The organism is Sphingomonas sp. HITSZ_GF (genome assembly GCF_029543155.1).
Taxonomy (GTDB): domain Bacteria; phylum Pseudomonadota; class Alphaproteobacteria; order Sphingomonadales; family Sphingomonadaceae; genus Sphingomonas.
In genome coordinates this window covers 44,162-67,898 of record NZ_JARQXA010000001.1, presented here as the reverse complement: position 1 = coordinate 67,898, position 23,737 = coordinate 44,162, and the positions used below count along the sequence as shown (strand labels likewise).

At 60.4% G+C, this 23,737-nt stretch carries 29 protein-coding genes, 1 tRNA gene and 1 pseudogene; 8 read left to right on the top strand and 23 right to left on the bottom strand.

What is annotated here, in order from left to right:
- The first annotated feature begins 105 nt into the window (after positions 1–105).
- On the top strand, positions 106–2,973 hold the full coding sequence (locus tag P6144_RS00415; RefSeq protein ID WP_277765751.1) for a TonB-dependent receptor: 2,868 nt from the start codon (positions 106–108) through the stop codon (positions 2,971–2,973).
- A 61-nt stretch (positions 2,974–3,034) separates the two neighbouring features.
- Here P6144_RS00415 and P6144_RS00410 read toward each other — a convergent pair whose 3' ends face one another.
- Positions 3,035–3,448, bottom strand: a complete 414-nt coding sequence (locus tag P6144_RS00410; protein ID WP_277765750.1) for a YbaN family protein — start codon at positions 3,446–3,448, stop codon at positions 3,035–3,037.
- A 104-nt stretch (positions 3,449–3,552) separates the two neighbouring features.
- A tRNA-Leu gene (locus P6144_RS00405) sits at positions 3,553–3,638 on the bottom strand.
- A gap of 224 nt (positions 3,639–3,862) precedes the next feature.
- Between P6144_RS00405 and P6144_RS00400 the strand changes: the two genes are divergently transcribed.
- Entirely contained in the window at positions 3,863–4,882 is a 1,020-nt protein-coding gene (locus tag P6144_RS00400) for an alpha/beta fold hydrolase (RefSeq protein WP_277765749.1), read from the top strand.
- A gap of 2 nt (positions 4,883–4,884) precedes the next feature.
- Here the strand turns inward: P6144_RS00400 and P6144_RS00395 are convergent, their stop codons facing one another.
- Both P6144_RS00395 and P6144_RS00390 read right to left on the bottom strand, forming a co-directional pair.
- The gene (locus P6144_RS00395; RefSeq protein ID WP_277766741.1) at positions 4,885–5,235 is read right to left on the bottom strand and encodes a hypothetical protein; all 351 of its coding nucleotides are present in this window, start codon (positions 5,233–5,235) and stop codon (positions 4,885–4,887) included.
- Between the two features lie 35 nt (positions 5,236–5,270).
- Positions 5,271–5,651: pseudogene (locus P6144_RS00390) on the bottom strand (ATP-binding protein); the annotation flags it as partial.
- Positions 5,652–5,747: 96 nt separating this feature from the next.
- Here P6144_RS00390 and P6144_RS00385 point away from each other — a divergent pair.
- From P6144_RS00385 to P6144_RS00375, 3 genes are all read left to right on the top strand, one after another.
- Positions 5,748–6,341: a hypothetical protein gene (locus P6144_RS00385; protein ID WP_277765748.1), complete on the top strand. Its 594-nt coding sequence runs from the start codon at positions 5,748–5,750 to the stop codon at positions 6,339–6,341.
- A 250-nt stretch (positions 6,342–6,591) separates the two neighbouring features.
- Positions 6,592–6,948, top strand: a complete 357-nt coding sequence (locus P6144_RS00380; protein WP_277765747.1) for a Rap1a/Tai family immunity protein — start codon at positions 6,592–6,594, stop codon at positions 6,946–6,948.
- Between the two features lie 11 nt (positions 6,949–6,959).
- Entirely contained in the window at positions 6,960–7,562 is a 603-nt protein-coding gene (locus P6144_RS00375; RefSeq protein WP_277765746.1) for an SOS response-associated peptidase family protein, read from the top strand.
- Between the two features lie 95 nt (positions 7,563–7,657).
- Here the strand turns inward: P6144_RS00375 and P6144_RS00370 are convergent, their stop codons facing one another.
- From P6144_RS00370 to P6144_RS00360, 3 genes are all read right to left on the bottom strand, one after another.
- A complete protein-coding gene (locus tag P6144_RS00370; RefSeq protein ID WP_277765745.1) occupies positions 7,658–7,963 on the bottom strand; it encodes a hypothetical protein in 306 nt (101 codons plus the stop codon).
- 4 nt (positions 7,964–7,967) lie between these two features.
- Positions 7,968–8,291, bottom strand: coding sequence for a hypothetical protein (locus P6144_RS00365; RefSeq protein WP_277765744.1), 324 nt, complete (start codon positions 8,289–8,291; stop codon positions 7,968–7,970).
- Positions 8,292–8,604: 313 nt separating this feature from the next.
- Entirely contained in the window at positions 8,605–8,796 is a 192-nt protein-coding gene (locus P6144_RS00360; RefSeq protein ID WP_277765743.1) for a DUF6771 family protein, read from the bottom strand.
- Between the two features lie 116 nt (positions 8,797–8,912).
- On the opposite strand from P6144_RS00360, the gene P6144_RS00355 reads away from it, so the two are divergent.
- The 3 genes from P6144_RS00355 to P6144_RS00345 are packed head-to-tail and all read left to right on the top strand — an operon-like array spanning position 8,913 to position 10,143.
- Positions 8,913–9,266, top strand: coding sequence for a hypothetical protein (locus tag P6144_RS00355; protein ID WP_277765742.1), 354 nt, complete (start codon positions 8,913–8,915; stop codon positions 9,264–9,266).
- Positions 9,263–9,574, top strand: a complete 312-nt coding sequence (locus tag P6144_RS00350) for a hypothetical protein (protein WP_277765741.1) — start codon at positions 9,263–9,265, stop codon at positions 9,572–9,574. The genes P6144_RS00355 and P6144_RS00350 overlap by 4 nt, the downstream gene beginning before the upstream one ends.
- Before the next feature lie 5 nt (positions 9,575–9,579).
- Positions 9,580–10,143 carry a hypothetical protein gene (locus P6144_RS00345; RefSeq protein ID WP_277765740.1) on the top strand — a complete coding sequence of 188 codons (564 nt, stop codon included), beginning with the start codon at positions 9,580–9,582 and terminating at the stop codon, positions 10,141–10,143.
- A gap of 1 nt (position 10,144) precedes the next feature.
- Here P6144_RS00345 and P6144_RS00340 read toward each other — a convergent pair whose 3' ends face one another.
- The 16 genes from P6144_RS00340 to P6144_RS00265 all read right to left on the bottom strand — a co-directional run bounded on the left by P6144_RS00340 (position 10,145) and on the right by P6144_RS00265 (position 23,731).
- Positions 10,145–10,447, bottom strand: a complete 303-nt coding sequence (locus tag P6144_RS00340) for a hypothetical protein (RefSeq protein WP_277765739.1) — start codon at positions 10,445–10,447, stop codon at positions 10,145–10,147.
- Positions 10,448–10,473: 26 nt separating this feature from the next.
- The gene (locus tag P6144_RS00335; RefSeq protein WP_277765738.1) at positions 10,474–10,638 is read right to left on the bottom strand and encodes a hypothetical protein; all 165 of its coding nucleotides are present in this window, start codon (positions 10,636–10,638) and stop codon (positions 10,474–10,476) included.
- 52 nt (positions 10,639–10,690) lie between these two features.
- Positions 10,691–12,898 (bottom strand): hypothetical protein, encoded by a 2,208-nt coding sequence (locus tag P6144_RS00330; protein WP_277765737.1) that lies wholly within the window; start codon positions 12,896–12,898, stop codon positions 10,691–10,693.
- Positions 12,898–13,245, bottom strand: a complete 348-nt coding sequence (locus tag P6144_RS00325; protein ID WP_277765736.1) for a hypothetical protein — start codon at positions 13,243–13,245, stop codon at positions 12,898–12,900. Before P6144_RS00325 ends, P6144_RS00330 begins: the two co-directional genes overlap by 1 nt.
- A gap of 66 nt (positions 13,246–13,311) precedes the next feature.
- Complete coding sequence (locus P6144_RS00320; protein ID WP_277765735.1) at positions 13,312–14,073, bottom strand: hypothetical protein; 762 nt, start codon at positions 14,071–14,073, stop codon at positions 13,312–13,314.
- Positions 14,074–14,095: 22 nt separating this feature from the next.
- The gene (locus tag P6144_RS00315; RefSeq protein ID WP_277765734.1) at positions 14,096–14,401 is read right to left on the bottom strand and encodes a hypothetical protein; all 306 of its coding nucleotides are present in this window, start codon (positions 14,399–14,401) and stop codon (positions 14,096–14,098) included.
- Positions 14,401–16,455, bottom strand: coding sequence for a hypothetical protein (locus P6144_RS00310; RefSeq protein WP_277765733.1), 2,055 nt, complete (start codon positions 16,453–16,455; stop codon positions 14,401–14,403). Before P6144_RS00310 ends, P6144_RS00315 begins: the two co-directional genes overlap by 1 nt.
- 7 nt (positions 16,456–16,462) lie before the next feature.
- On the bottom strand, positions 16,463–18,109 hold the full coding sequence (locus tag P6144_RS00305; protein ID WP_277765732.1) for a hypothetical protein: 1,647 nt from the start codon (positions 18,107–18,109) through the stop codon (positions 16,463–16,465).
- Positions 18,106–18,543, bottom strand: coding sequence for a hypothetical protein (locus P6144_RS00300; protein WP_277765731.1), 438 nt, complete (start codon positions 18,541–18,543; stop codon positions 18,106–18,108). Before P6144_RS00300 ends, P6144_RS00305 begins: the two co-directional genes overlap by 4 nt.
- Before the next feature lie 7 nt (positions 18,544–18,550).
- Positions 18,551–19,210, bottom strand: a complete 660-nt coding sequence (locus P6144_RS00295) for a hypothetical protein (RefSeq protein ID WP_277765730.1) — start codon at positions 19,208–19,210, stop codon at positions 18,551–18,553.
- Positions 19,210–19,761: a hypothetical protein gene (locus P6144_RS00290; protein WP_277765729.1), complete on the bottom strand. Its 552-nt coding sequence runs from the start codon at positions 19,759–19,761 to the stop codon at positions 19,210–19,212. The genes P6144_RS00295 and P6144_RS00290 overlap by 1 nt, the downstream gene beginning before the upstream one ends.
- Before the next feature lie 61 nt (positions 19,762–19,822).
- Positions 19,823–22,141, bottom strand: coding sequence for a phage tail tape measure C-terminal domain-containing protein (locus P6144_RS00285; protein ID WP_277765728.1), 2,319 nt, complete (start codon positions 22,139–22,141; stop codon positions 19,823–19,825).
- Between the two features lie 7 nt (positions 22,142–22,148).
- On the bottom strand, positions 22,149–22,502 hold the full coding sequence (locus P6144_RS00280) for a hypothetical protein (protein WP_277765727.1): 354 nt from the start codon (positions 22,500–22,502) through the stop codon (positions 22,149–22,151).
- The gene (locus P6144_RS00275; protein WP_277765726.1) at positions 22,499–22,909 is read right to left on the bottom strand and encodes a hypothetical protein; all 411 of its coding nucleotides are present in this window, start codon (positions 22,907–22,909) and stop codon (positions 22,499–22,501) included. Before P6144_RS00275 ends, P6144_RS00280 begins: the two co-directional genes overlap by 4 nt.
- Positions 22,909–23,322 (bottom strand): phage tail tube protein, encoded by a 414-nt coding sequence (locus P6144_RS00270; RefSeq protein ID WP_277765725.1) that lies wholly within the window; start codon positions 23,320–23,322, stop codon positions 22,909–22,911. The genes P6144_RS00275 and P6144_RS00270 overlap by 1 nt, the downstream gene beginning before the upstream one ends.
- A 49-nt stretch (positions 23,323–23,371) precedes the next feature.
- The gene (locus tag P6144_RS00265) at positions 23,372–23,731 is read right to left on the bottom strand and encodes a DUF3168 domain-containing protein (RefSeq protein ID WP_277765724.1); all 360 of its coding nucleotides are present in this window, start codon (positions 23,729–23,731) and stop codon (positions 23,372–23,374) included.
- Between the last annotated feature and the right edge of the window lie 6 nt (positions 23,732–23,737).

Sequence of the window (23,737 nt, the reverse complement as noted above, 5' to 3'; positions counted from 1 at the left end):
GCTCCGGCCGGCGGATGATTGCACAGAGAGCCGGCGCAAGCCGGCCGAATGCCGGGCGAGCCGCACAGCGGCCGGCCGGAAACACTGGACCATGGGAGAACAAGGATGCGTAAAGGGACTCGCAACATGTGGTTTGCCGGCGTTTCGCTGGCGGTAATGGCCGGGGCGAGCATCGCCACCCCGGCAATGGCGCAGGACGCGCAGACGCCGCCCGCCGCCGAGAACGCCGCCCCCGAGCCGGCACAGGACGATAGCGGCCAGATCGTTGTCACCGGTTTCCGCCAGTCGCTCGACAAGGCGCTGAACGTGAAGAAGGAGTCGGTTTCTTCGGTCGACGCGATCGTCGCCGAGGATATCGCCAAGTTCCCGGACCAGAACCTCGCGGAATCGCTGCAGCGTATCCCGGGCATCTCGATCCAGCGTGACGCCGGCGAAGGCCGCGCGATCACCGTTCGCGGTCTCGGCGCGCAGTTCACCCGCGTCCGCGTCAATGGCCTCGAGACCGTCGCCACCTCCACCGACGGCGCCTCGGCCAACCGCGACCGCGCCTTCGACTTCAACGTCTTCGCTTCCGAGCTGTTCAGCTCGCTGGTCGTCCACAAGACCGCCGAGGCCTCGCTCGACGAAGGCTCGCTCGGCGCGGTCGTCGACCTGAACACCGGCAATCCGCTGGCGGGCAAGTACGGCTTCACCTTCGTCGGCTCGGCGCAGGCCAGCTATAACGACCTGTCGAAGAACTGGGGCCCGCGCTTCGCCGGCCTGCTCTCGTGGAAGTCGCCGGACGGCACCTTCGGCGCCTCGATCTCGGGCGCCTATTCGAAGACCGACAATCTCGAGCTCGGCAACAATTCGGTGCGCTGGGCACAGGCGACCTTCGATCAGGTGGGTGGCACCAATTGCTGGACCACCGCCAACTCGGGCGGCACCTATGTGCCCAGCGCCGCCTGCTCGCAGGCCGCGCTCGCCTTCCACCCGCGCATCCCGCGCTATGGCAGCGTCCGCCACGACCGCGAGCGCCTGGGCCTCACCGGCAGCGTCCAGTGGGCACCGAGCGACGCCACCAAGATCTCGATCGACGGCCTCTATTCGCGGTTCAAGGAAACCCGCGAGGAGAAGTGGCTCGAAGTGCTGATGCGTTCGAACGAGCGCTCGATCAATGTCGTGAACCCGGTTTACGACAGCAACAACAACATGATCTCGGCGACGCTCAACGACGCCTGGGTCCGCACCGAGCATTATCTCCGCAAGTCGGACACCGAATTCTACCAGATCGGCGGCAGCTGGGATCAGGAGCTGGGCGACAGCTTCCGCTTCACCCTGATGGGCGGCCTGTCCAAGTCGAGTGCCGATATTCCGGTCGAGACGACGATCGTCCTCGATGATCGCGACGCCCAGAATTATCACTACGACTATACCAACATGCAGAGCCCGGTGCTGACGTTCGGCACCAGCGTGACCGATCCCGCGAACTTCCAGCTCGCCGAGATCCGCGATCGCCCGTCGAACGTCACCAACAAGTTCCGCACCGCGCAGCTGCGTACCGAATGGGACGTGACCGAAGGCTTCCAGATCAAGGCGGGCGGTGTCTATCGCCGCTTCGACTATGAAGTGACGGCCTTCCAGCGCGACACCGCGGTGTGCGGCAATGGCGGCCTCGATCTGGTGCTCAAGACGCTCACCTGCTCGACCACCGCGACCTTCGGCCCGACGGCGGTCTATGGCTTCCCGGCCACCGCAGGGCTGACCGAGCTGGTCAATCTCGGCAATGCCGGCCAGCCGGCGGGCACCACCACCAGCTGGGTGATCGCCAATATCGACGCCGCAGCGGCCTATACCGGGCTCTACAACCGTCCGCTGCTGCTCGACGTCGGCAACAACCGCAACGTCACCGAAGAAGTGAAGGGCGGCTATCTCCAGTTCGACGCCAAGGGCGAGCTGCTCGGCCTGCGCTATGCGCTCAACGCCGGCATCCGCTATGCGCATACCGATCAGAGCTCGACCGGCATCAACGGCACGCTGCCGGTCACGGTGAAGCGCGACTATGCCGACTGGCTGCCCTCGATGAACCTCGCGCTGTTCCCGACCGACAACATCATCCTGCGCGGCGCCATTTCGGACGTGATGACGCGCCCGACGCTGGGCAGCCTGACCCCGGGCGGTTCGGCCGACGGCTTCAACTACCGCGTGTCGTTCGGCAACCCGAACCTCGATCCGTTCCGCGCCACGGCCTATGACGTCGCCGCCGAATGGTATTTCGCGCCGCAGTCGATCTTCTCGGTCGCACTGTTCAAGAAGGACGTGAAGAGCTTCCCGGTCAGCGCCACGCTGACGGGCCAGACCTTCACGTCGACCGGCCTGCCCGCCTCGGTGCTCGCCGCCTCGTCGCCGGCCTACCTGAACCCGGCGCAGCAGGCCCAGCCGATCTGGACCGTGGTGACGACGATCAACGGCACAGGTGCCTCGCTGAAGGGCATGGAAATCGCCATCCAGGCGCCGTTCCGCTTCCTGCCGGGCTTCCTGAAGAACTTCGGCGGCATCGCCAACGTCACCTTCATCGATTCGACGGCGAACTACAGCCAGTCGGCGCCAGCCACCGCGGTCAACGCCAACGGCTCGCTCACCCTGCCGAACAAGGTGTTCTCGTCGACGCTCTACGGCGTGTCGAAGAAGGCCTTCAACGCGACGCTCTATTATGAGGACAAGAAGTTCAGCGCGCGTGCCTCGGTCAGCTATCGCGGGCCCTATGTCGATGCCGGCTCGGGCACGGGCAACGTGTTCGAAGGCTATAACGCGATCACCAATGTCGATGCCTCGGTGCGCTACAAGCTGACCGAGTGGATCGAGCTCTCGGTCGAGGGCACCAACCTCACCGACGCCTATCGCGATCGCTACACCGACACCGCCGCGAACCGGAACTACGAGTACAACCACTTCGGCCGCACGATCCTGTTCGGTGCGCGCCTGAAGCTCTGACCCCAGCCTTTATTACCTCCGTCCTCACCGGCGCGGCACCTTCGGGTTCCGCGCCGGTTTTTTATTGGGCGGGATCGCGCGGCCGCGGCGAAGGCCGGCTCAGGATGAAGGCCGCGCAACCACCCATCACCAGCGCGACGACAAGGTCGACCCAGAGCGAGGGCCGCGCCCCCCACCAGAAGATCGCATAGCCGAGCGCGATGCCGCCACAGGCGAACATCTTGGCACGCGGCGGGATCGCTCCCTCCTCGCGCCAGGCGACGAGCGTGGGGCCGAAGCGCTTGTGGGTGAGCAGCCAGGTCTCCAGCCGGGGCGAGGAGCGCGCGAAGCAGCCTACGGCCAGGATCAGGAAGATCGTCGTCGGCATCAGCGGCAGGAGCGCGCCGATGAAGCCCAGCGCGACGAAGACGAAACCCAGCACGATCCACATCGGCCGCGTCAGCCGGCTGCCCGGCCTGCCCTGTCCCTCATCCATGCGGCAAGCGCTTCATTCGACAGGCCTTTTATGCGGGCACAGGTTGCGAATGATTAGCAATATCTGAGGCAGCAGCGAGGCGCAATCGCCTCGGCCGGCTTCGATGGTACGGGTGGTCGGACTCGAACCGACATGTTGTTGCCAACGGCGGATTTTGAGTCCGCTGCGTCTACCATTCCGCCACACCCGCATGCCGTTCCGGCACTCGGACCGGGCATCGAAGCGCCGCTATAGGAACAGCCACGCGGGATTTCCAGCCGCTATTGCGTGCTGCCTGCCAGCGGACCACCGGCCAGGGCGCGACCAAAGCGGACCGCCGTGCGACGAAGACGGACCTGCAGCCTGCGCTCCCGCGGCGGGTCATGCTAGGTGATCCCGCGAACGGCACGACCAAATCGCCCCAGGGAGCGTCCAATGCAACGATGGCTGAAGCTGGCAATATTGAGCGCAGGGCTGATCCTCGCGCCCCTTATCGCTCCGGCAATGGCGCAACCCGCGGCCATCACCCTCGCCCCCGGCGTCGTCGAGACGCCGATCAAGCTTGGACAGGGAGAATGGGCGGTCGATGCGATGCTGACCATGCCGGCAGGGTCCGGGCCGCACCCCGCATTCGTGCTTGTCCCGGGATCCGGGCCAGGATCGATGGATCTGAACGTCGGCGGCAGCACGATCTTCCGCGACATCGCCTGGGGGCTGGCGGCGCGCGGCGTCGCCTCGATCCGCTTCAACAAGCGTCCGACCCAGCATGCCGCGGCGTTCAAGGCATTGGGACGCAAGCCGACGCTGGATGAGGAATATATCGAGGACGCATCGAGCGCCGCCGCCTATCTGCGTACTGCCGCCGGCGTCGATCCGAAGCGCATCTATGTGTTCGGCAACAGCATGGGCGCCACGCTCGCGGCCACGATCGCCAACCGCAACGACCTGCCCGGGGCGTTCATAATGGCCGGATCGCCCCGCCGGATCGGCGATGTCCTGATCGAGCAGGCTACCTACGGCCTGAGCATCGCCAAGGATGACAAGGAACGCGCACGTGCCGAGCAGGTCATCGAGAACGGCAAGCGGATCAACGCGATCACGCCGGAGAGCGACCCGAAGGAAGTCATCCACGGATCGCCCGTGGAAGTGTGGCGGACGCTCGCGGCGATCCAGCCGGTCGAGCAGGTACGCACGCTGTCCGCGCGCGGCGGCCGGGTGTTCATCGCGCATGGCGACCGCGACTATCTGATCACCGAGTCCGACTGGCTGGCCTGGCAACCCGTGGCAAACCTGCCCGGGGTCACGATGCGGCGCTTTCCCAAGCTCAACCACATCATGCAGGAAGGCGAAGGCAAAATGACCTTCGAGGAATATCGCTGGACGCGCCCGGTCTCGAGCGAGTTCATCGAGGCGATGGCGGCATGGATCAAGGCGGCTCCTGCGCCGGGCCACTGATCTCAGCTGTCGGCATCCTCGCGCGCCAGCGTGTCGAGCCACGCCTTGGCCTGTTTGGGCTCGCCCACCGCATCGGCGCCGACCGGCCCGCGCGCCGCGAGGAAGCGCTGTTGTAGTTCGAACGGCTCCAGGCCAAGTTGCTCGCGCAGCTTGTCGATCCCTTCGCCGATCTCCGCCAGATTGGCGATGACGGGCGCGATCGCCGCGCGGGTCCAGCGGTCGCCGTTGTGATCGAACAGGCCCCATTTACCGGAAGCGGTGACCTCCAGCGCCGCGATCAGCTCGGCCCGATACTCCATCTCGAGCTCCCCGCGGCGCAGGTCCATCTTCTCAAGTCGATCCGCCTTGGCGATGCGCCGCCCTTATCCCACCGCGCCGATACCGGCAATCAGCTCCGCGGTGCCTGCCGCCGATAGCTCAGCGCCTCCGCGACATGGATGCGCCCCACCCCTTCGGCACCCGCCAGGTCGGCAATCGTCCGCGCCACGCGCAGCACGCGGGTGTAGCCCCTCGCCGATAGCCGCATGGCCTCGGCCGCCTGGGCGAGCAGCTTGCGGCCGGCCTCGTCGGGAGTTGCGTGATCGGTCAGCACATCTCCCTCCGCCTCGGCATTGGTCCGCGCGGCCATGCCTCGATAGCGCGCGGCCTGCACCCCGCGCGCCTCGGCCACCCGCACCGCGACTTCGGCCGACGTCTCCGCCCGCCGGTCGAGCACCAGGTCCGCCGCGGTCACCGGCTGGACCTCGACGTGGAGGTCGATCCGGTCGAGAAATGTGCGGCTTTCAAGTGAAATCGTCACCGTGCTACCCATCGCGAGGGAGGGGCGATTATGGGATCATTTCTACTCGCGGTGGCGACCTCAACGGTGCTCGCCACGCTGCTCAACCAAGGCATCACGCAATGGCGTGATTGGATTGGACGGAGGGAGAACGCGAAGCTTTCCGCCATGTATGCGGTGACCTTCCTCTTGGACTATTTCGAGCAATGCGCCACGCGTCGAGGGGACAAGGACACGTTCATTTCGAGCGATGGGCACGCTGGCGTTGATTGGGGCGGCCTGCCCGATCTCGATGCCTATCCCGAGGATATTGATTGGAAGCGGATCGGCCTCGATCTGACCGAACGAATGTTTGCCTTTCGCGTCCGCATAAAGTCGGCGGGCACCTTCATCGCTGACCAATATGATTTCAATCCGCCCGATGGCGGTGACGGCTCGGTGTTCGAGTATCTCACCAGTGAGGGCCTCGAAGCACTCTCGATCGCCCGCGCGATCAGCAAGCGCCACGGCTTGCGCCTGCTCGTCAGCGAGGAAGAGCTATCGAGCGAGGGGTTCCTGATCGAGACTGAGGCTGAGCGTGTGGAACGCATCCGCGCTTGGATCGAGAGCAATGCTCAGAAGCTGCCCGCGATCCATGGTCCGGTTGATGGCGTCGAGGTCGCGCTTCGAGCCCTTGGGTGATACCCGCCAGTTGCAGCGAACTGCGATGTGCGTGGGCAGCTTCTCGATCGGCCCCAACGCTTTCCGCCAGTGATCGGCAGTGTTGCCCGCCGCGCCCTCAAGCAGCGTGGCGAGCAAATCCTCCATCTCAGCGGTGGTCATGATCGAGGCCATGAATGCGCGACTCCTTGGCGGCGAGTCGTGTTCCCTCTAAGAACCGTCGCGCTCGCTAATCCGTCATGTGACCGGCGACCAAATCGAAGGGGGACAGATGCGAAAGTGGTTGTTTGCTGCAATTATTGCGGGCTGTGCGGCAGCGCCCGCTAATGCGACTTGGGTTACTGGCAACGATCTCTTGAGGATGTGCGAGTCCGACAAAATGGCCGACTATGCCGTGTGTGATGGCTACATCACGGGGGCACTGGATATGATCACCAGCATGGAAAGTGCCAAGGTCGTCCCGCCCGGTTTCAAGCCCGCAGTTCGCTCAAGCGTGACGGTCAGTCAGGTTCGACTCATTGTGTTGAACTATCTCAAGTCGCACCCGCAGATGTTGGATAGCTCCGCATCTGGACTGGTCTTCATCGCCGTGAGGGACGCCTTTGGTTCTGATGCCCAGCCGAAATAGGACGGCTCACAATGTGCAATCTCTACCGTCTCAACGCCCGCCGCTCCGAGATCGCCGCGTATCTCCGCGCCAACGATGACGCATTCAGCGCGGTCGAGATGGAGAAGGATTACGTCTCCCCCAGCCGCGAGGGCTGGGTAGCGCGCAATGGCGACGCTGGCCGGGTGCTGGATCGAATGCATTGGGGCTTCCCGCATTGGCAGGCCGGTCAAAAGGACGTTGTGAATGTCCGCAATTACACATCGTCATTCTGGCGCTCAGCGATCACCAATCCCGATCGTCGTTGCTTGGTGCCCTTCACCAGCTTCCAAGAATGGTCCGTTGAGCCCGATCCGGTGACGAAGAAAAAGCGACCCTATTGGTTCTCGGTGCCATCGAGGCCGATCGCGGCATTCGCGGGCATCTGGCGACCGACTGAGACGGGCCCGCGCTTCGCATTCCTCACCTGTGGCTATGATGGTGATCCGGCCAATCATGTGGTTGGTGCGATCCATCCCAAGGCATGCCCGGTGGTCCTCCATGATGAGGATTTCGACCGCTGGCTTAGCGCTCCGCTCGACGATGTGCTCGGGTTGGCGTGTGCCTATCCATCTCAGCTTATGGCCCTTGATTAATGATCGAGACGGTTTGCAACGTGCTCTTCGCCGTTGCGCTGCTGGCGATCATCGGAACGGACATCTGGCTAACGCTCAAAAGCCGCCGATAGCTATCACTGAGAGCCATCGGGTTGGTGGAGAAGCGGCACGGCATAGCGCGCAAGGTGCGCGTTGGTGATCGGCGAGGCATCGTGCCGATAGCGGATTAGGCGTAGTGTTGCGCCGCTCTCTTTCATGTGGCTCGTGACCCGCTCTTCCATGGCATCGGCCATTTCCTCAGCGCTTTCGAACGTCGTGGTGTCCGGGTCGCGGCGAGGGTTGAAGAGGCTGTCGAGCGTGAGCCCGTCGCGATCCTCGCGAATGTGAAATTCGACGCGGACGGCGCTGTCAGTGAGGAACCAGAACGATTGCCGGTTCATCGGCTCAGTTCGCCTTGTCCTTGTCGGGCACCGGGGTTGCGGCAGGCCAAGCGCTCATAGCGCCCGAAGTCTCAATTGATTTGGACATCTCTTCGTAGCGCTTCGCCATCTCGTTGGCGAACTTGCGGCGGTCGCTGGGGCCTTTCGCCACCTGCGTGTTGCAATCCACCACCGCAGCCACATCGGCGAGAACAGTGCGGATGATATCTGGACGCACGAAGCCGCCAGCGCCGGTCCCATCGCCGTCCATGCCAATCACAAGATCGAGCACTTTGTCGAACAGGCGCTTCGAGTAGTCGGCGCGTTCCTTCTCCGGGTCAGCGAACATCGGACATTCCTTTCACCAATTCCGAAGCCGCTTCACCAAGCGGCCCCACTCATATTCGTGCTGCATCCATGCTGGGTTTGTCGGCGGCTGTGGCGTGGGGCGGATGCGACCGGGGCGGCCCCGGCAAATTCTGCACCGCATGTGCCCGCCAACAACTTCGAGCGCCTGATTCCAACCATGGCACCAGAACCACCGAACAACCTTGTCGGTATCGAGCACCGAGCAATTTGGGCAGGCTCGACACTCAACGAACAAGTTCGCCTTGTTGCGCTGGAAGTCGGAGAGTTGGCGAAAGCGAACATTCGCGCCCACCTCAGAACGCTAATGGAAGCTGATCCGCTGCGTCTTTCGGAGGCGGGTTTAGATGCTCCGCGATCGACAGCGCCAATTCCAGCGCCGCACGCTCACGCATGCGCTCGTTATCGACGGTTATCCCGACACGGCACCAGCCCGGTGCGGCGAGGATCGCGGAGGCCATATCGGCGGGATCGGGGCGAATCGACATAGGGCCCGATATACGCTCAAAAGAACGAAGCGGGAACACCAGCGCGTTGTGGATTGTGTGAATGGCTGGCAGCGTGCCCGGTTGTGAATGCCTTGGCCAACATGCATAGTTGGGGAATGCAGGGGACAGTAGCGGGCGCTCAGCGCTCAATCACCACAAGCAGTGCGCTAAATCCTACACTGGTCTTAGCGCTAATCTGCACGCCATCATTTCTCGTGGCGGCGCATTGGGCTCAGGGCTGGACACAGGTCGCGCTTGTCGTCGCGGCGCTCGCCCCGCTAATTTTGGCCATCATCCAAATTAGTTACTTCACCCTGACTGATCCGGACAGGCTTCAAAATGAGAAGCACGTCGAAGCTAAGATGGCGCTTTCGCAACTGGCCGTCCGTGATGGCGACCAAATCAAACAAGTCACCATCGAGAACGGCAACCTCGGGACAAACCCGGCTCTGAGGGATGGGACGCAATGATTTACACCTATGTCCTCTCTTACAATCCCATCGATGCTCGGGTGACGGGCACGCAGTTGCTCACCCTGATCAAGGAAAGCCGCCGGGTGCTCGGATGGTATAGTCCCTTCCTTGGAACCTATGTGTTGAAGAGCACAGAGATGACGGGTCCGCTCTCCGAGATGTTTCGGGGATTGTTCGACGGTTCGCCATTTCTGCTGACACACGCGATCCCAACACAGATGGGAGGCTCCTTGGACCCGATCATTTGGAACTGGATCAATACCGGAAACGTGCCCGCGCTGACGGGCACCGTCACGAAGAGCTAAGGCAAATGCCGCATTACGCACCGAATATGACGCGCGAGCAAAAGGCATATCTCGCGGTAGGCCAGTTCCTGCTTCACTTCGCGGGCATGGAAACGGCGTTGAACAACATGCTCACGCGCCTGCTCGAAATGAAAAATCTCGAAGGGCTCGTCGTCACGAGCAACATCGATATGCGGGGCAAGATTTACATCGTGCAAACCGCGCTGAACATGCGTCCCATTACCGAAGACGATTGGCTAAAGGAGGCCCGGAAGGACCTGAAATCGGTCGTGACGATGACGGAGAAACGAAACATCCTCGCGCATAACATCTTCCTCCCCCACGCAGACGGCGTGGAGTTCCATCTTGTGAGGGCGAAGGGGAAGCTCGATCTCCCAGAAGAGCTTTGGACGGATGAAATTTTCGATGGGCACTATGCCGAGATGGATCGGCTCACGCTGAGGCTAAAAGAGATCACCGACGCCCTAATGCAGCATCGAGCCTCCGCAGTGCTCGCCGCGCTGCAATCGGGCTCCTTCCTACCGAAAGGTGGCATGTTCGGGCTGGCTGGCGACCTGACCGCCGCGTAGCTCACAGTCCGAGGATCGTTTTCACGATTGCGCCGACGCCGCCAACACCAAGCAGACCGACCACCCATTTGCCGACATTTACCGTGGTCATCATGCGCTCAACCGTCTTGGACAGGTCCGATTGATCGTCCTGCACTTTCCGGAATTCCGCCTTGTAATGCGGACGATCTGACACCTCGATCTCAAGCGCGTGAATGCGGCGATCGTGATCGGCCTGTTGCTGGCTGATCTGTGAAAGCTGCGTGGTGATCGAGGCAAAGCCGTTCTGAACTTTCTCATCGAGACGAATGAGAAGATCGCGCATCTCAACCGGAGTGCTGTCAGAGGCCATTAGAGGACGAACCCGGTCACTGCGTCGCGCAAGCTCGTGGCAGTCTCCGGAGCCAGCACGCCAAAAGCGCTGGCGAGCGCGAGAACGAGCAAAAGAACGTTCTTGGTCTTCGGGTTGCCAAGCAGGTCGAAAGCCGACTTCGCGGCGCTGAGGATCGATTTCATGAGGATATTTATCCTCCGGGCACTATCCACCGCCTGTCGTCACGGGCCCGCCTCACGATGTCGGCGGCGCAGCCATCCACTGATAAACCCAATGATCGGTGACATATACCGCCCGCACAGTGCCGTTGCCGGTGGTGCTCTTTGCGATGTAGGCGGCTCCGTTGACGCGCATCGAGACGGCGTTCTGAAGGTTCCTAAACACGATCTCGAAGCTGTCACCATCGGTTACGCCAGTGTCATCCGAGGTGAACACGTAGTTGTAGCCAGCCATACTCGACGTGCCGCTCGCGTCGATCTCGATCCGTTTGTTGATGCCGAAGCTGTAGACAAGCGTGTTGGTAGGATTCCATGCCGTGTTGAGCGTGCCAGTCTTGAGTCCACCGATCGCAAGATCACTGGTGAGAATATCAACGGTGGTCGAGCCCTTCCGATACTTCAGGACGTTCGACTGCGCCCAGATATCACCAGCATCGGGCAGAGCCGGGCCAGCGGTGGCCGAACCGATATTGAGGCGGCCCTTACCACCCGAGACACCCGCGAGAACAATCCTGCCCGAGGGGCCATTGTAGGTGTTGGCGTTCGTCCACGTATTGCTCAAGTAAGGGACCGCAGCCGAGATCGGCACCTGATAAACGGTATCGTAGACCATGTAGTTCAGACCAAAGTCATCCATCCACACATCACCGTTGATGGGCGCGCTTGGCGTGTTCGATGAGACACCGAGATTGATCGACGCGGCTGATGTCGTCGGTGCCGCGAAATTGACTTTCGACGTGAAGTTGCTGGTAGCGCCGTCGATTTGCTTGGTCACGCCATTGACGCGCGCGAAGACACCCGCCGAGGTTGTCCAAACGTCACCGTTTGAAGGCGTGGTCGGCGCGGTGCCATGCGGGATATTCAGGCCCGCGCCACCAGTAGTGCTCGCGGAGGTGACAAAGCGCCCGGCCATGGTCGCAGCATCGTTCGTCAAGATGCTGCGCGTAGCGCCCGACTTGCGGAGATAAAGCCCGGTGCTGTCGCGCCAGATGTCGCCTTCCACGGGTGAGCTTGGAGCCGTGCCGGTTGGGACGTTGAGCGATGCACCCGAGCTTGTAGACGCGGCGAGATTGGTTTTTCCTTGAATGGTGGCCGCGCCGCCGAGTGTCAGGCCACCAGCATTCAGCGATGCAACCTGAGTGTTGCCGATGACCCAACGAAACTGGTTCGAACCGCGCTGGTAATCGAGGTAGTCGCCGCTATCGAACCCGAGGACAGGATTGCCGCCATTGAAAGCGAAAACTGCATTGGTGTCGCCCGTATAGTATGCAGGCGATCCTAATGCCCCGGTGAAGGCGGCTCCCGAAAGCGGAGCATAATCGCCGGGGACAAAGTTGCCCGCGTGCCAGACTTGATTACCTGCCTGAGAGAGAGCGCCCGGTATATTGACGTTTCCCGATGGCTGAACTTCGATGCGGTCCGCGCCGTTGGTTAGATCGCGGAGGGACCAGCCCCCGTTTGACTGGCCGATAATACCTTGCCGCATCGAAAATGATTGCGCGTTCGCGATGTCGGACGCGACAAGCTGAACCTCGCCGAAATTACCGCTCGACCCGGAGTAGAGTAAACCAGCGGCAGAGAAGCTACCTCCGCTGGTTACTGATCCGGTGAAGCTCGCGCCGTCAGTCGTGACAACATTGGCCGGGATAACCGCATCGTCACCGCGATCGCCCTTGTCACCTTTGACGCCCTTGAGATCAGCCAACGCAATCAGGTTGACCCATTCATATTCGATCTCTTCATCTTCGACGAAGTAGCGAACCTGAATGTAGCCATCGGCGATCCTGATTTGTGGCGTATGGCCATCCGGGCCCTGCGCACCGCGAGGACCCTGAATTTCGGCAAGCTGGATCAGGTTCGCCCACGTCGCTCCATCATCGAGACTGAACTGGATATAGTCGCCGCTGAGCCGAAGATCGGGCGTATTGCCCGCCTCGCCTTTATCGCCCTTGGCACCGGTCAGCGCGGACAGGGCAACAAGGTTGGTCCAGTTGATACCGTTCGTGCTGGTCTGAATGTAGCCCCCGCTACTGCGAAGTTGGGGCGTGGCCCCATCTTCACCGTCCGAGCCGTTGGCACCGGGCGGCCCGCGCATGTCTGTGATGACGACTTCTTCGCCGCCATTCACGACGCTGATGGTCGGACGTTCCTCAACCAACGAAACTTCGTTGCTGTCCAACGAAGCGATGACGGTGAAAGTGGTCTGATCGACATTAACGGACATTATGCGTCCTCCGTCGCATCAGGATCATCGGCGTAGCCGAACATCTTGATCTTCCCGTCCCACAAAACGTCGGGAAAGTTGGCCACGGTGGTGTTTCGCAGCGCAAAGCGGGTGCCGGGCTTTGTCAACTTGGCGACCTGATCGCCTGTCAGTTGGATCAAGATTCCCTTCGGGTCGCCCGGATCAGCGACCACCGTCCCAATAAGAGGGATGCCATCGACTTCGAATGCTAACGTCAACGTCGATAGATCGAATTGCTCACCGTTCCGGGTGAGCTTGAAAGGAAGTTGAAGCGAGCCACGTCCATGGACCGAGATAGTGTCTGCGGTGATTACCTGATTACCCATGGATGTATTTATTCGGAGCGCCCTACTCCACGCGCTTCGTGATGCTGCGGAACATCATCTTGGAGATCAAAGCCCCGTCACATCGAGATACATCACGTCGCTGATCGGAATGTTGAAGAACTCAGAATATGAGGGCTGCGGCGAGCCTGCGCTGATGTTCATGTCGCTGAACGAGACGCCTACAAGTTCAGCCGTATAGCTGTTGTTCCACCGAACGCCATACAACTTACTGTCTGAGTATCCGTAATATTCCCAGCCAATTATCTGCCCTTTGTCGTTCTCGATCGGCGCGCTGCTACCGTCGAAATAATACCGCTCGTGCCCCGCCAGAGATGGCGCGATCGAGGCATATGACCTGCCAGCGGTCATGGTCGTGACCGTTCCAACATTACTCGCCATACCGGTGATGATGGCGGGCCTCATGGACGATGCGTAGGTTCGCACCCCAGCTTCGTTGAAGAGTTCGAGACCAACTGGATGTGAGGCGGTCGCAAGGTCGGTGCCTCTTACGAACTTGTAATAGGTGACGGTCGATCCAACCGGCGCATCGGTGTGGTAGATATGATACCACGTGCTACTTCCGGGGTATTGAAGATCGGCATAGCGCGCATAACCATAGCCGGTCGGCATCTGCACCGCGATCAACTCATCGGCATCATATGTCATCGGAATCAACGCGCTCGACGGCGATGAATTCGACCAATGTGGGGAAAAGCCGGTAGTGGAAACGGTGGTAACGGTTGCCTTCGAGTGAAAGCAGAAAGGCGGGATCGTGGAATCAAGCTGAAGAGTGCCATCCGGGCGGAAGGTCTGGAATACGACTGACATCCAGTATTTACCTACCCGCCGATCACCTCAGTCCGTAGATGAACCGGCAGCGCGGATATGGATTGCTACCGGTATTCGCGGGGAAACTCCACGACACGGTAGTTCCCGAGATCGATACGTTGACCTTGTAGCCGATGAAGGAATTCACCTCGACCGATGTCACCACCGCAAACGGGCGACCGAGCGAGAGCTTCAAATCAGTGAAGCTGCCACTCTGCGTCTGATCCGATCCACCGACCACGACCGAACCGAGAACGCACGCGACGGACGAGTCCGTATCGAGGAACATGAAGCCGTTGGTGTCGAATAGCTGAAGGCCCTGCGCCATCAGATAAGACCCAGCTTAAAGGCCGGAACGCCGTTGGCGTAGAAGCCAAAGATGCCGTTTCCGGTAATCAGTGTGGTGCCGGTCGATGAAGAGCCAGTGATCCTCACATCGCCGACGATATCGACGCCACCGCCGCCGTTGGCATCAGCGTGAACGGTAAGCTGCGCGCGGCCACTACCGGCCACCGACTGCACAGACCAATAAGCGGCGGCACGCCCTTGAAGATCGGCGATCGTGCTTCCCTGCGTTGAGACGGTGGAAGCCAATCCACCAACTGAGCTACTAAGGGATGACAGGCTCGATGCCGCCGCGAAGCGACCATCAGTAGTTGCAGTTTCTACGGTCGAGATTCGCGATGAAAGATTGCTCGCCTGCGTGCCTGCCATCTGGGCTTCAAGAGTTGCCGCCCTTGATGCGGTCGCGAAGCGTCCATCAGTAGTAGCGGTTTCCACGGTCTGAATGCGCGACAAGAGGTTGCTCGCCTGCGTGCCTGACATCTGTGCCTCAAGCGCATTGGCACGCGTCGCAAGAGCGCTATCGGCATTGCTGCGGGTAGTTTCCTCGGTCGAGATGCGCGAAGTCAGCGTTCCGATATCAGTGTTGGCCTTCTGTGCCGCGATTTCGCCAGCCGTGGCCGGTCGGATCGAGCAACGATAGAAGTCGATCGTCTTGGCCGTGGTCGTGCCGAACCCGCTCCAATTCGCCATTGGATGGAAGTTCGCAGAGCCATCAGTCTGGAAGAGGAACGACCAGCGTCGAACACCCGACTTCGACGACGACACGGTGCCTGCGACATCGGCGAGCGCGGCGAAGTTGAAATTCTGGACGCCACTCATGGTGACGCCTGCCCCCTGCCACGTGCCGCCCTGTAGCGAAGCCGTGACATCGATCACGCACCAGTCGCCCGCATTCAGCCCCGCGACCGTCTGGAAGAAACCGCCCTCTGCGGTGGTGGTCACGATGCGGGCAATGTAGCCGCCAGCGTTGGAGGGGCTCGCGATCCGCGTGAGGGTCGTGGGAGTCCACCAAGCCCAGCCGAACGGAAGCCCGCTGGCGCTGTCCCAGACGCTGAAGGCAGGGTTTGCGTTCAATGCCCCGCTCGCTGCGCCGATCGTGCTCTCAAGCAAGCTGGACCGATTGGCCAATGCGGTGTCGGCGCTTAGGCGAGTGGTTTCCTCGGTGCTGATCCGGGTGAGCAAAGCGCTACCCTGCGTGCCCGCCATCTGACTTTCGAGCGCGCTGGCCCGGTTTCCAAGCGTCGTATCTGCGCCAGTCCGGGCGATCTCTTCATTTGAGATGCGGGTTTGCAGCGCACTCGACTGCGTGCCTGCAAGCTGAGCCTCAAGGGCCGTCGCGCGTGACGCAGCGGCAAAGCGCCCATCGGTCGTGGCCGTCTCAACGGTAGAGATGCGGGACGAGAGATTGCTCGCCTGCGTGCCCGCCATCTGGGCCTCAAGCGTCGCGGAACGGTTGGCCAGTGCGGTATCTGCGTTGGTGAGTAGCGTGACCTTATCGTTGATCAGCGTGACCGCGCCGTCTGCGGTCGTTTGCGCGGAGACGATCGAGGTGTTGAGCGCGCCTTCCGCGCCCTGTGCGCGAGTAACTTCAGCGGCGAGATCGGTGCGGGCCTGCTGCGCCTCATCCTTCGCATCAACGACATCGCTCGCGACATCGGCGAGGTTGGCCTCAAGATCGGCCTTAGCCGTATCAATGAGGCTTTGAACTTCAGTGAGATCGATCGCCGGGGGCACCCAAACGGTGCCATCACCGTTCAGCACATCCTCGCCTATGATTACACCAGCGGGCGCGGTTACGACGTGATCTGTGCTCCAACCCGAATAAATTCCGTCGAGCATTCGATAGCGGACGCGCACTTCAACATCGGTCGCGGGAGCGTTCGATGTGAAACGGAATTCGCCAATCTTGGGATCAAATGAACCGGCTTGTTCAGTCCATTCCTGCGTGCCCGCGATGCGGCTCTGAATCTGGATCGAAGATACGCGACCTGATGCTTCCGGCGTCCATTTGACGATTATTTCTGATACTTGGCTCACCCGATATTTAGGCGACGCCTTGATAGGTGGTGCTCGTCACGGTGAGTCCATCGACCGCGATCAGAAGACTTGGATCGTAACCCGGTGGACGCAGGTTCGAAGGCAGAACTAAAGCCTCATCCTTGTCCCACGCGTAGACTTCAGGTGACTCTTCCCGAAGTGTCATCTGGTAGATCATATCGTGCACCTCGTGCTGTTCCTGCACGCGGAAGAGTTTGTTGTTCCAACCCTGCGAGGGAAGGCTCAGAGTGCACAAGTCTCCGACTTGAACCGCGAATGCTTTCGGCCCGAAGACAGCGCTGAAAAAGCCGGGTGTTTTGGCTTCACGCGCGAGGAACTGTTTGGCTATGCGCTGGCAAGTCTCGGCCCGGTTGACGAACCCGAGATCAAGCGTGAGAACGCGCGGAATGCCATCGGGCAAATCGTTGGTCTCTATCGATCCCCAATCCGCCAACTGGTAAAGCTGGGCAGGATCGGCAAAGCGGCCACGCGCCACGTTGTAGGTTTCGCGCGTTGGGCCAGCGGGCACCCAATTGTAGGGAGTTGGCGAGCCAATACCGCCGACGAGATCGTTCTCGTCGAATGACTGGATGGGTCCGAGGCTGTCGTCGTAACCACCGATCAGGCAATAGCGGCCACCAACGTCGGTGAGCTTGCACGAGCCCATCGCAGCGGTGAGCGCATTGATGACGGTCTCGAAGGTATCCGAGGTCGAGACAATGCCATCGCCGGTGTAGCGCTGGACGGTGCCCCCGCCCGCAACGGCGACGCGCTCTTCGCAAATGTTGGCGTAGAGGCGGAAATTATCGAGGTCGATCGACGCAACCGGGACGCCCATTCCCCACGCGAGGCGACCGTTTATCCTATAGCCGATCAGGTAGGTGAGAAGTGCAAGCGCCGGGTTCCGGCCGATCTCGACCGAGCCGCTGGTGAACTGCCACGTGGATTGGTCTTCAGCCCGGTGCGAGCCGCTACCGCCACGAGTGCTGTCTTGGCGTGGATCATAGAGCGGGCAGCCCTCGACCACGGTCGTGATGCGGCTGGGAATTCCCTGCGGCCATGCCTCATTGTCGAGCTTGAAGTCGGCGACGATATAGCCGCAGCCGGTGAAGGTGCAGGCTACGGTCCAGTAACCGCCGCTACCACTTGCCTGCCCATTGCCCGGCGCACCCTCGGTGACGGCTCGGATATAACCGAGCCCGCTCTTTGTGTTGTTGACGAGAGCGCCACCCGACCAACGAAGGTCGTTTTCAAAATAGACTTCGCGGATCGCGTTCAGCTTGTGGGAGGCAAGCGCGATGACCTGAACATAGCGATCTTTCTTCGAGCCATATGTTTCGAAGAATCGGACATCGGCACCGGCACCGGTTCGGCCAAAGACAATCTTCCTCGGTGCAGTCGGAACAACAGTCGTATTGAGGCGATCTGCCATTGACTGGCTGAGGCTCGCACTCTTTCGAAAAAGGGTGCCGATCGCAGTCAGGCCGATACTCAGACCAATACCAACGATGGTCGAGGTAATGGCCGCGATCGTCGCCGCCGAAACCGCAGCACCGCCGAAGGTAGTAGCGAGAAAGCCCGCGATCTGAGGCGCGAAGACGATCACCGCGACCGCGATCACAACGAGCGCGATGACCTTTACGACCTTGCTCATTCGGATGCCTCGAAAGGCACGCGAAAGGCGTATCGGCACGACGCCGTTGGTTGGATCGTAAGCCCCTCAACGCCCTGCTCGCGACCGACGAAATAGCTATATCGACCGACACAAACACCGGTGGTCGTAGCGTTGAGCATGACGAGATCGCCACGCTTTGCGAAGTGGACGTTGATCGGCTCGCCGAACCACGTCTTCATTGTCTTGAGAAGCGTGCCAGCGCCGTGTTCGCGGAGCGCCATCGCGGCTCCGTGCTGAGTGCTATATTGGTCGCGGAAAGATTCGGCGGGATCGATGCCGGTTTGCGCCTTGACGCAATCAGCGGCGAAGAGCGCGCAGTCGTGCGATCCCCACTTAAAGGGCTCTTCTCTTACGCGATCGAGATAGGTGGAAAGTCGGGCTTCCCAATCGTCATAACGGGCGAGTTCAGTCACCCGATATTTAGTCTAATCCCATCTCTCTGATTACTCCGCGTGCCCATGGTGGATAATTCGGGGCCGGGGTTGAGGGTGCGGGATCGCCGTTCGCGCAGGCAACTGCATAGTCCTGCGAAGCATCGTTGGGATCGAACTTCCGCTGGTCGAGATAGGTCTGGTTTGATGCGTTGCTGATGCGGCCTTGGTGGCTCTCGATCGTCAAGATGAGCTTGTGCATCTGGCCATCGGCTTGCACCTCAAGCTTATCGAGCGAGCCGGTGCGGATGCGTCGGAAAAGCCAGACCGGCTCGGCCAACGGATTGCCAGTCTCGATCTTCAGCGCGCGCCAGATAGTGGCCGGGCGGGCCTGATATTCAGCCGGGTAGGTCTGCGCCGCAGCAAGCGCGATGTCGGGATCGCTCGGAACATTCAGGTGGATCGTTAACTCGTTCGATCCCGTGTAGGAGTATGTATTCTCGCTAATATCCACCACGACGCCGTGCGCGATCGGCTCGAAGGTGTTGCCGTCGAGGCTACTGTCGCCGCTGCCCGTGGGAGTGATCGGATTGAGACCGGTCCAAAGGAAAACGGTCTCGCTCGCGAAATCGAGGCGAGCGCAAAGCGCGGTGGTGATGCTCGGGGCGCTGATCGCGCCAAGGACAGTGCTGTCAGTGCCGGGCCGCATCAGACCACCTCGCGGGCCTGAATGGTCCCGAACTCGGGCATCTTGTCCGGGGTGAGCGTATAACCAAGGCCATCGGCGGTGGAGAGCCGGAACGTCCCACTCGGGTTGGCAAAGTTCACCGCAGTGCCGCTCGTGTAGTTGAGGCGCAGCTCGGGCTCGAAGCTGATCGTGACCTTGCCTGCCGCGTCGGCGTTCGCTCCCGCCGCGACGATGCGGAGAAGCTGGTCGCCTAACTGGAAGAACTGGCCGATCCGCAGGCCACTACCAGCATTTGCGGACCAACCTCCGACACTGATCGTGTCGTTGTATGCGTAGCCCTGAATCGCCAGCGTCTTGCCCGAAAGCGCGGAAGCGAGGCGCTGGCGCGGATGGTAGCGGAAGGTCCCAATCTGGCCCTTCAAAGACAGTATCCATCCCGAAGTTGTCTCTGCTTCCGCGAAGGTCATCGGGGGCCACGACCATTCCAGCACCCATTGCGAGGCGGTCTGAACGGTCTGCTGCTTGAACGTAAAGTTGGACTCCGTGCCGGATTGGCGACGGTTGAGAACCAAGCGTTCAGTCGAGGGCGCGCGCGCCGGGAATTCTATTGGGTAGATCACCCAATATTTAGGATCAGAGCCCCCGACGCTGTAGCCGCGCGATGGTCTTGTCGCTCGCCTGCTGCGCAATCATCGGCATCGCCTGCGCGACACCCTGCATAGTTGCGCGGCGGATCGCCTCGGGGTCGTTCGAGACGATCGAGTCAATGCGCACCGTGACGCCGCCGCTATTGTCATTCGCTGCATTCTTCAGCGCACGCGTTGGTGTGACATTGGCGTTCGAACCGAAGCGAACGATCTCGGGACCGCGCTCACCGACGAGATACTCACCAGCGCCGGAATAGCCGCCATTGGCACGCTTTCCGGTCAAACCGCTGATAACGCCCTTCGCAAGCGAACCCAATATTCCGCCACCGCCGCTGTCTCCGGAGCCAAAGAGAAGATTACCAAGCGGTTTGATAATCGCCTGCTCAAGCGCAATCTTGAGAAGCCCGTCGATGATGGTCTCGGCCATATCAGAGAAGGCTTCACCAACGCTTTTCGTGCCCTTGACCACTCCCATGAGGCCGTCTTCGAGCGACTTCAGACCCTCGACTTCTACGCTCTCAAGTGCATCGTTCATCTCGTCACGCGTCTTCGGGATCGCATCGAGATACTGTTCAAGCGGGCTTTGTGTCTGGCGCTTGGCCTGTTCCTGCGCCGCACCCTTGAGCACCGGCAGCATCTTGAGGCGCTCTTCGGCGATCTTCTTTTCCGCATCTGTCGCGGTCTTCGACGCGATGATGGCTTCGAGTTGCAGCTTCTCTAATGCGAACTGGTTCTCAACCATCTTTAGCGAGAGGTCGCGACGCTCGCGGCTCGATCGGGCAAGCGACATCTCCGCAGACATCAAGTCCGCGTCATTGCGCAACCCTGCCTCGGAGATTGCCAGACGATCCTTCGCAATCTCTTCATCACGATCGCGGATTACGCGATCATACTGAGCGTCGAAAATGTCCTTTTCGATCTCTTTGAGTTGCTCTGCCTGCGCCTCGGTGTAGCGCTTCTTGCCCTCGCGAATTTCCTTATCGGTGCCGACATCACTGTCGATCCGCGAGATGTTGTTCAGGTATCGATTGCGCAGAGAGTTGGCATCGAGTTCGGCACGCTCGGTCGGATCGTTCGAGAGGTTCGCTTGGGCGCTGTAGAGATCGCCACGCGCGTCGATAAACGCGCGCATCCATTCGCGTTCAAGCTCTTCATCGGACTTGAGCGGGCGCGATGATCCCTTACTCTTCGAACCGCCACCCGTAGATTTGGGCAGCGTGCCGGTGTTGCCGGTCGCGGGCGGGCTAAGGCTGACATTGCCTGCCCTATGAGCCGCTATCATCTGTTGGCCTTCGCCACGCAGCGCCTGCATGTAGCGGCTATTCGGGTCCTCACCAGCCGCTTTGCGCCGGTTGTATTCTTCCGCGATCGATTTGTAGAGCGCGCGACGACCGTCCGCAGTGGACTTCAGGCGGTCGCGGGCTTCGTTGCGAATGTCGTCGTTGCTCTTGCCTTGGAGGCGGCCACCAACGATGGATGGCATGTCCCAATCCCAAGGATTGCCGCTCTGAAGCGACATATCCTTGTTGACCTGCATGGCCGAGAAGAAATGCACCGCCGCAGCCGCAGCGGTCATGAAACCGTTCGCCAACTGCATGAGAGCATCAGCGTTCTGGATGATCATGTTCGCCATCTGGGCGTTCAGGATCATCTTCATCGTATCGAGTTGATCGTTGACCTTGCCGCCGTTGCGAAGAACGTGGTCGTCGAGCACGATCCCGTATTGCTGGGCGGCTTGGGCGAGTGCGTCGAAGCCGTTGGTGCCATCACCGAGAAGCAAGGTGAGATCACCGGCAGACTTGCCGAATAGCTCTATCGTCTTCTGGTTGCGCTGGGTGACGGTGCCGAGCTTGCTGATGCCATCCATGGTCTGGCGCAACGCGGTGTCGGTGTCGGTGCTGGTAACACCGAGATCGGCGAAGCTCTTCGCCATCGCCTTGTTGCCGTTCTGCGCGGCACCGAGGTTCTTCGCGAACTTCTCGACCGCTGCATCGGCGTTCTCAACCGACGAGCCGCTAAGCTGCGCCGCGTATCGAAATTCTTGAATCGTCTTAGTTGTCGCGCCGGTTCGGTCTGCGAGATCAACAATGGCGTCGCCGTAGTCGAACGCCTGCTGAATTTGGCTGGTGAGCATATCGACGCTGAAAGCGCCGATGAATCCCGCGATACCAACCTTGGCCAGATTCATCGCGCTTGAGATCGACGAAGCGGCCTTGGTGGTAGCCGCAGAAGCTTGCTTTAGACCATTGATGAACTGCGCGCTTTGAAGCGTGAGATCGACGTTTAGGGAACCGATATTAGCCATGTGATATTTAGGCTATTGGCGGCTCTCCAACGACTTCGATCGCCCTCGGGCCGAAGAATGCTTCAAGTTTATCTTCAAGCGTTATAGCGGCGGCTGCTTCGGCCATGAGGCGCTCTGTTTCCTCAGGATCGCGATCAAGCAATTTGGGAGGATCGCCCATGAAGCCCGAGCCTTTATTGAGCCAGACAAGCTCATAGCTGGTCTGCCAGCGATGATCCTCGACAAGCGTGCCCCACGGCTCAAGTTCGTAGTATGCTCGCCATTCAGTAAACTCTTCCGGGCTAAGCTCTAAATCGAGTTGAGCGATGGTCTTCCCGAGTTCGCGCGCCAGTCGGAAAAGGAAGAGCCTATCCTCACTCAACCGGAATTTTTTTTTACGTCTTCGACCGAACGCGGTTTTCCAAGATCGTGCTGCGCATGCCAAATCTGGGCGATCGTCGCATAATCAAGTTCGCCGAATGCCGCATAGTCATCGGCGCTGAACATCGGCTCGTTGTCGTCGTCAACGATCGCAAACAATGCGATCAGCACGGACTGGTCGTAAAGATCGACACGGGTCAGGCCCTCGCGCTCTTCCTCGGGCTTCGACTGATCAATGGTCCATGCGCTATGTTCGCGCTCGTTCAGAGCGATAGCATCGAGCAACTCGACGCGGCGCGATACACTCAGCGCGCGGACGCGGACGGACCCGCCCCACTCAGGAATTTCGATATCCTTGGTGGAGACGGGAGCCGCCAAAATTGCACTGCGGGAAAGCAGGGTCGCCATTACGGAGTGACCGTCTTGGTGATCGGGCCACTGATCTCAACGGAAGCTGAAGCGGTCCACTGCTTATCGAGGCCACCCGACTTTTCGAAGCTGGTGACGAAGCCCGAGAATGCAAACTTGACCGCGCCCTTGACGACTTCGAAATCGGTCAGAGCGCGTGACGTGCGAGCCGCGTCAAGACCGGCCTGACCTTCATCGGTCGGGATGTAATTCATATCGATCTTGAACGAGCCCTCATCCGGAGTGCCCATTTGCTTTTCTTTTGAGGTGCTATCGAGATCGGTAGTGTCGATAACGGCTGCTGAACCGGAGCCGAGGCCGGAGAAATCGGTGATGCCCTTGATCGGGGTTTTGTCACCATCGATTTCGATGTTGATAACGGTGCCTGCGGACACCAGAACGTTATTCGCCATATTTCTCCTGAAACTGAGAGGTTATGACGTATTTATTCTGGGCTACGGATCACTCGGCGCAGAAGAACCGGAAGAACAAAAGGACGCGGTGTAGAGCAACATCGGTGCTATTATCGACTGTCGAATGCTCATTGATCCAAGACACCGCTTCAACGTCATCGTCGATCCATGTGCGGAGTGAATTGCGCACGTTTCGGGCAAGGATTTTGGCTTCCAAAATGCGGGGAGACGATATCGATATCTGGAAGGTCACGAACGCTTGATCGCTGCCTCCGTCGAGGTCGTTTATCGTCTCCGTGTCGATGCGTTGGTAGACCACGCATGGCGTTTGGTAGCTCATCGGCGCGACATCCGGATAGACGTTCGCAGCGACGGTTTCGAGGCGATTAGCAAGCAGCGTTTCAATCATAGAGTA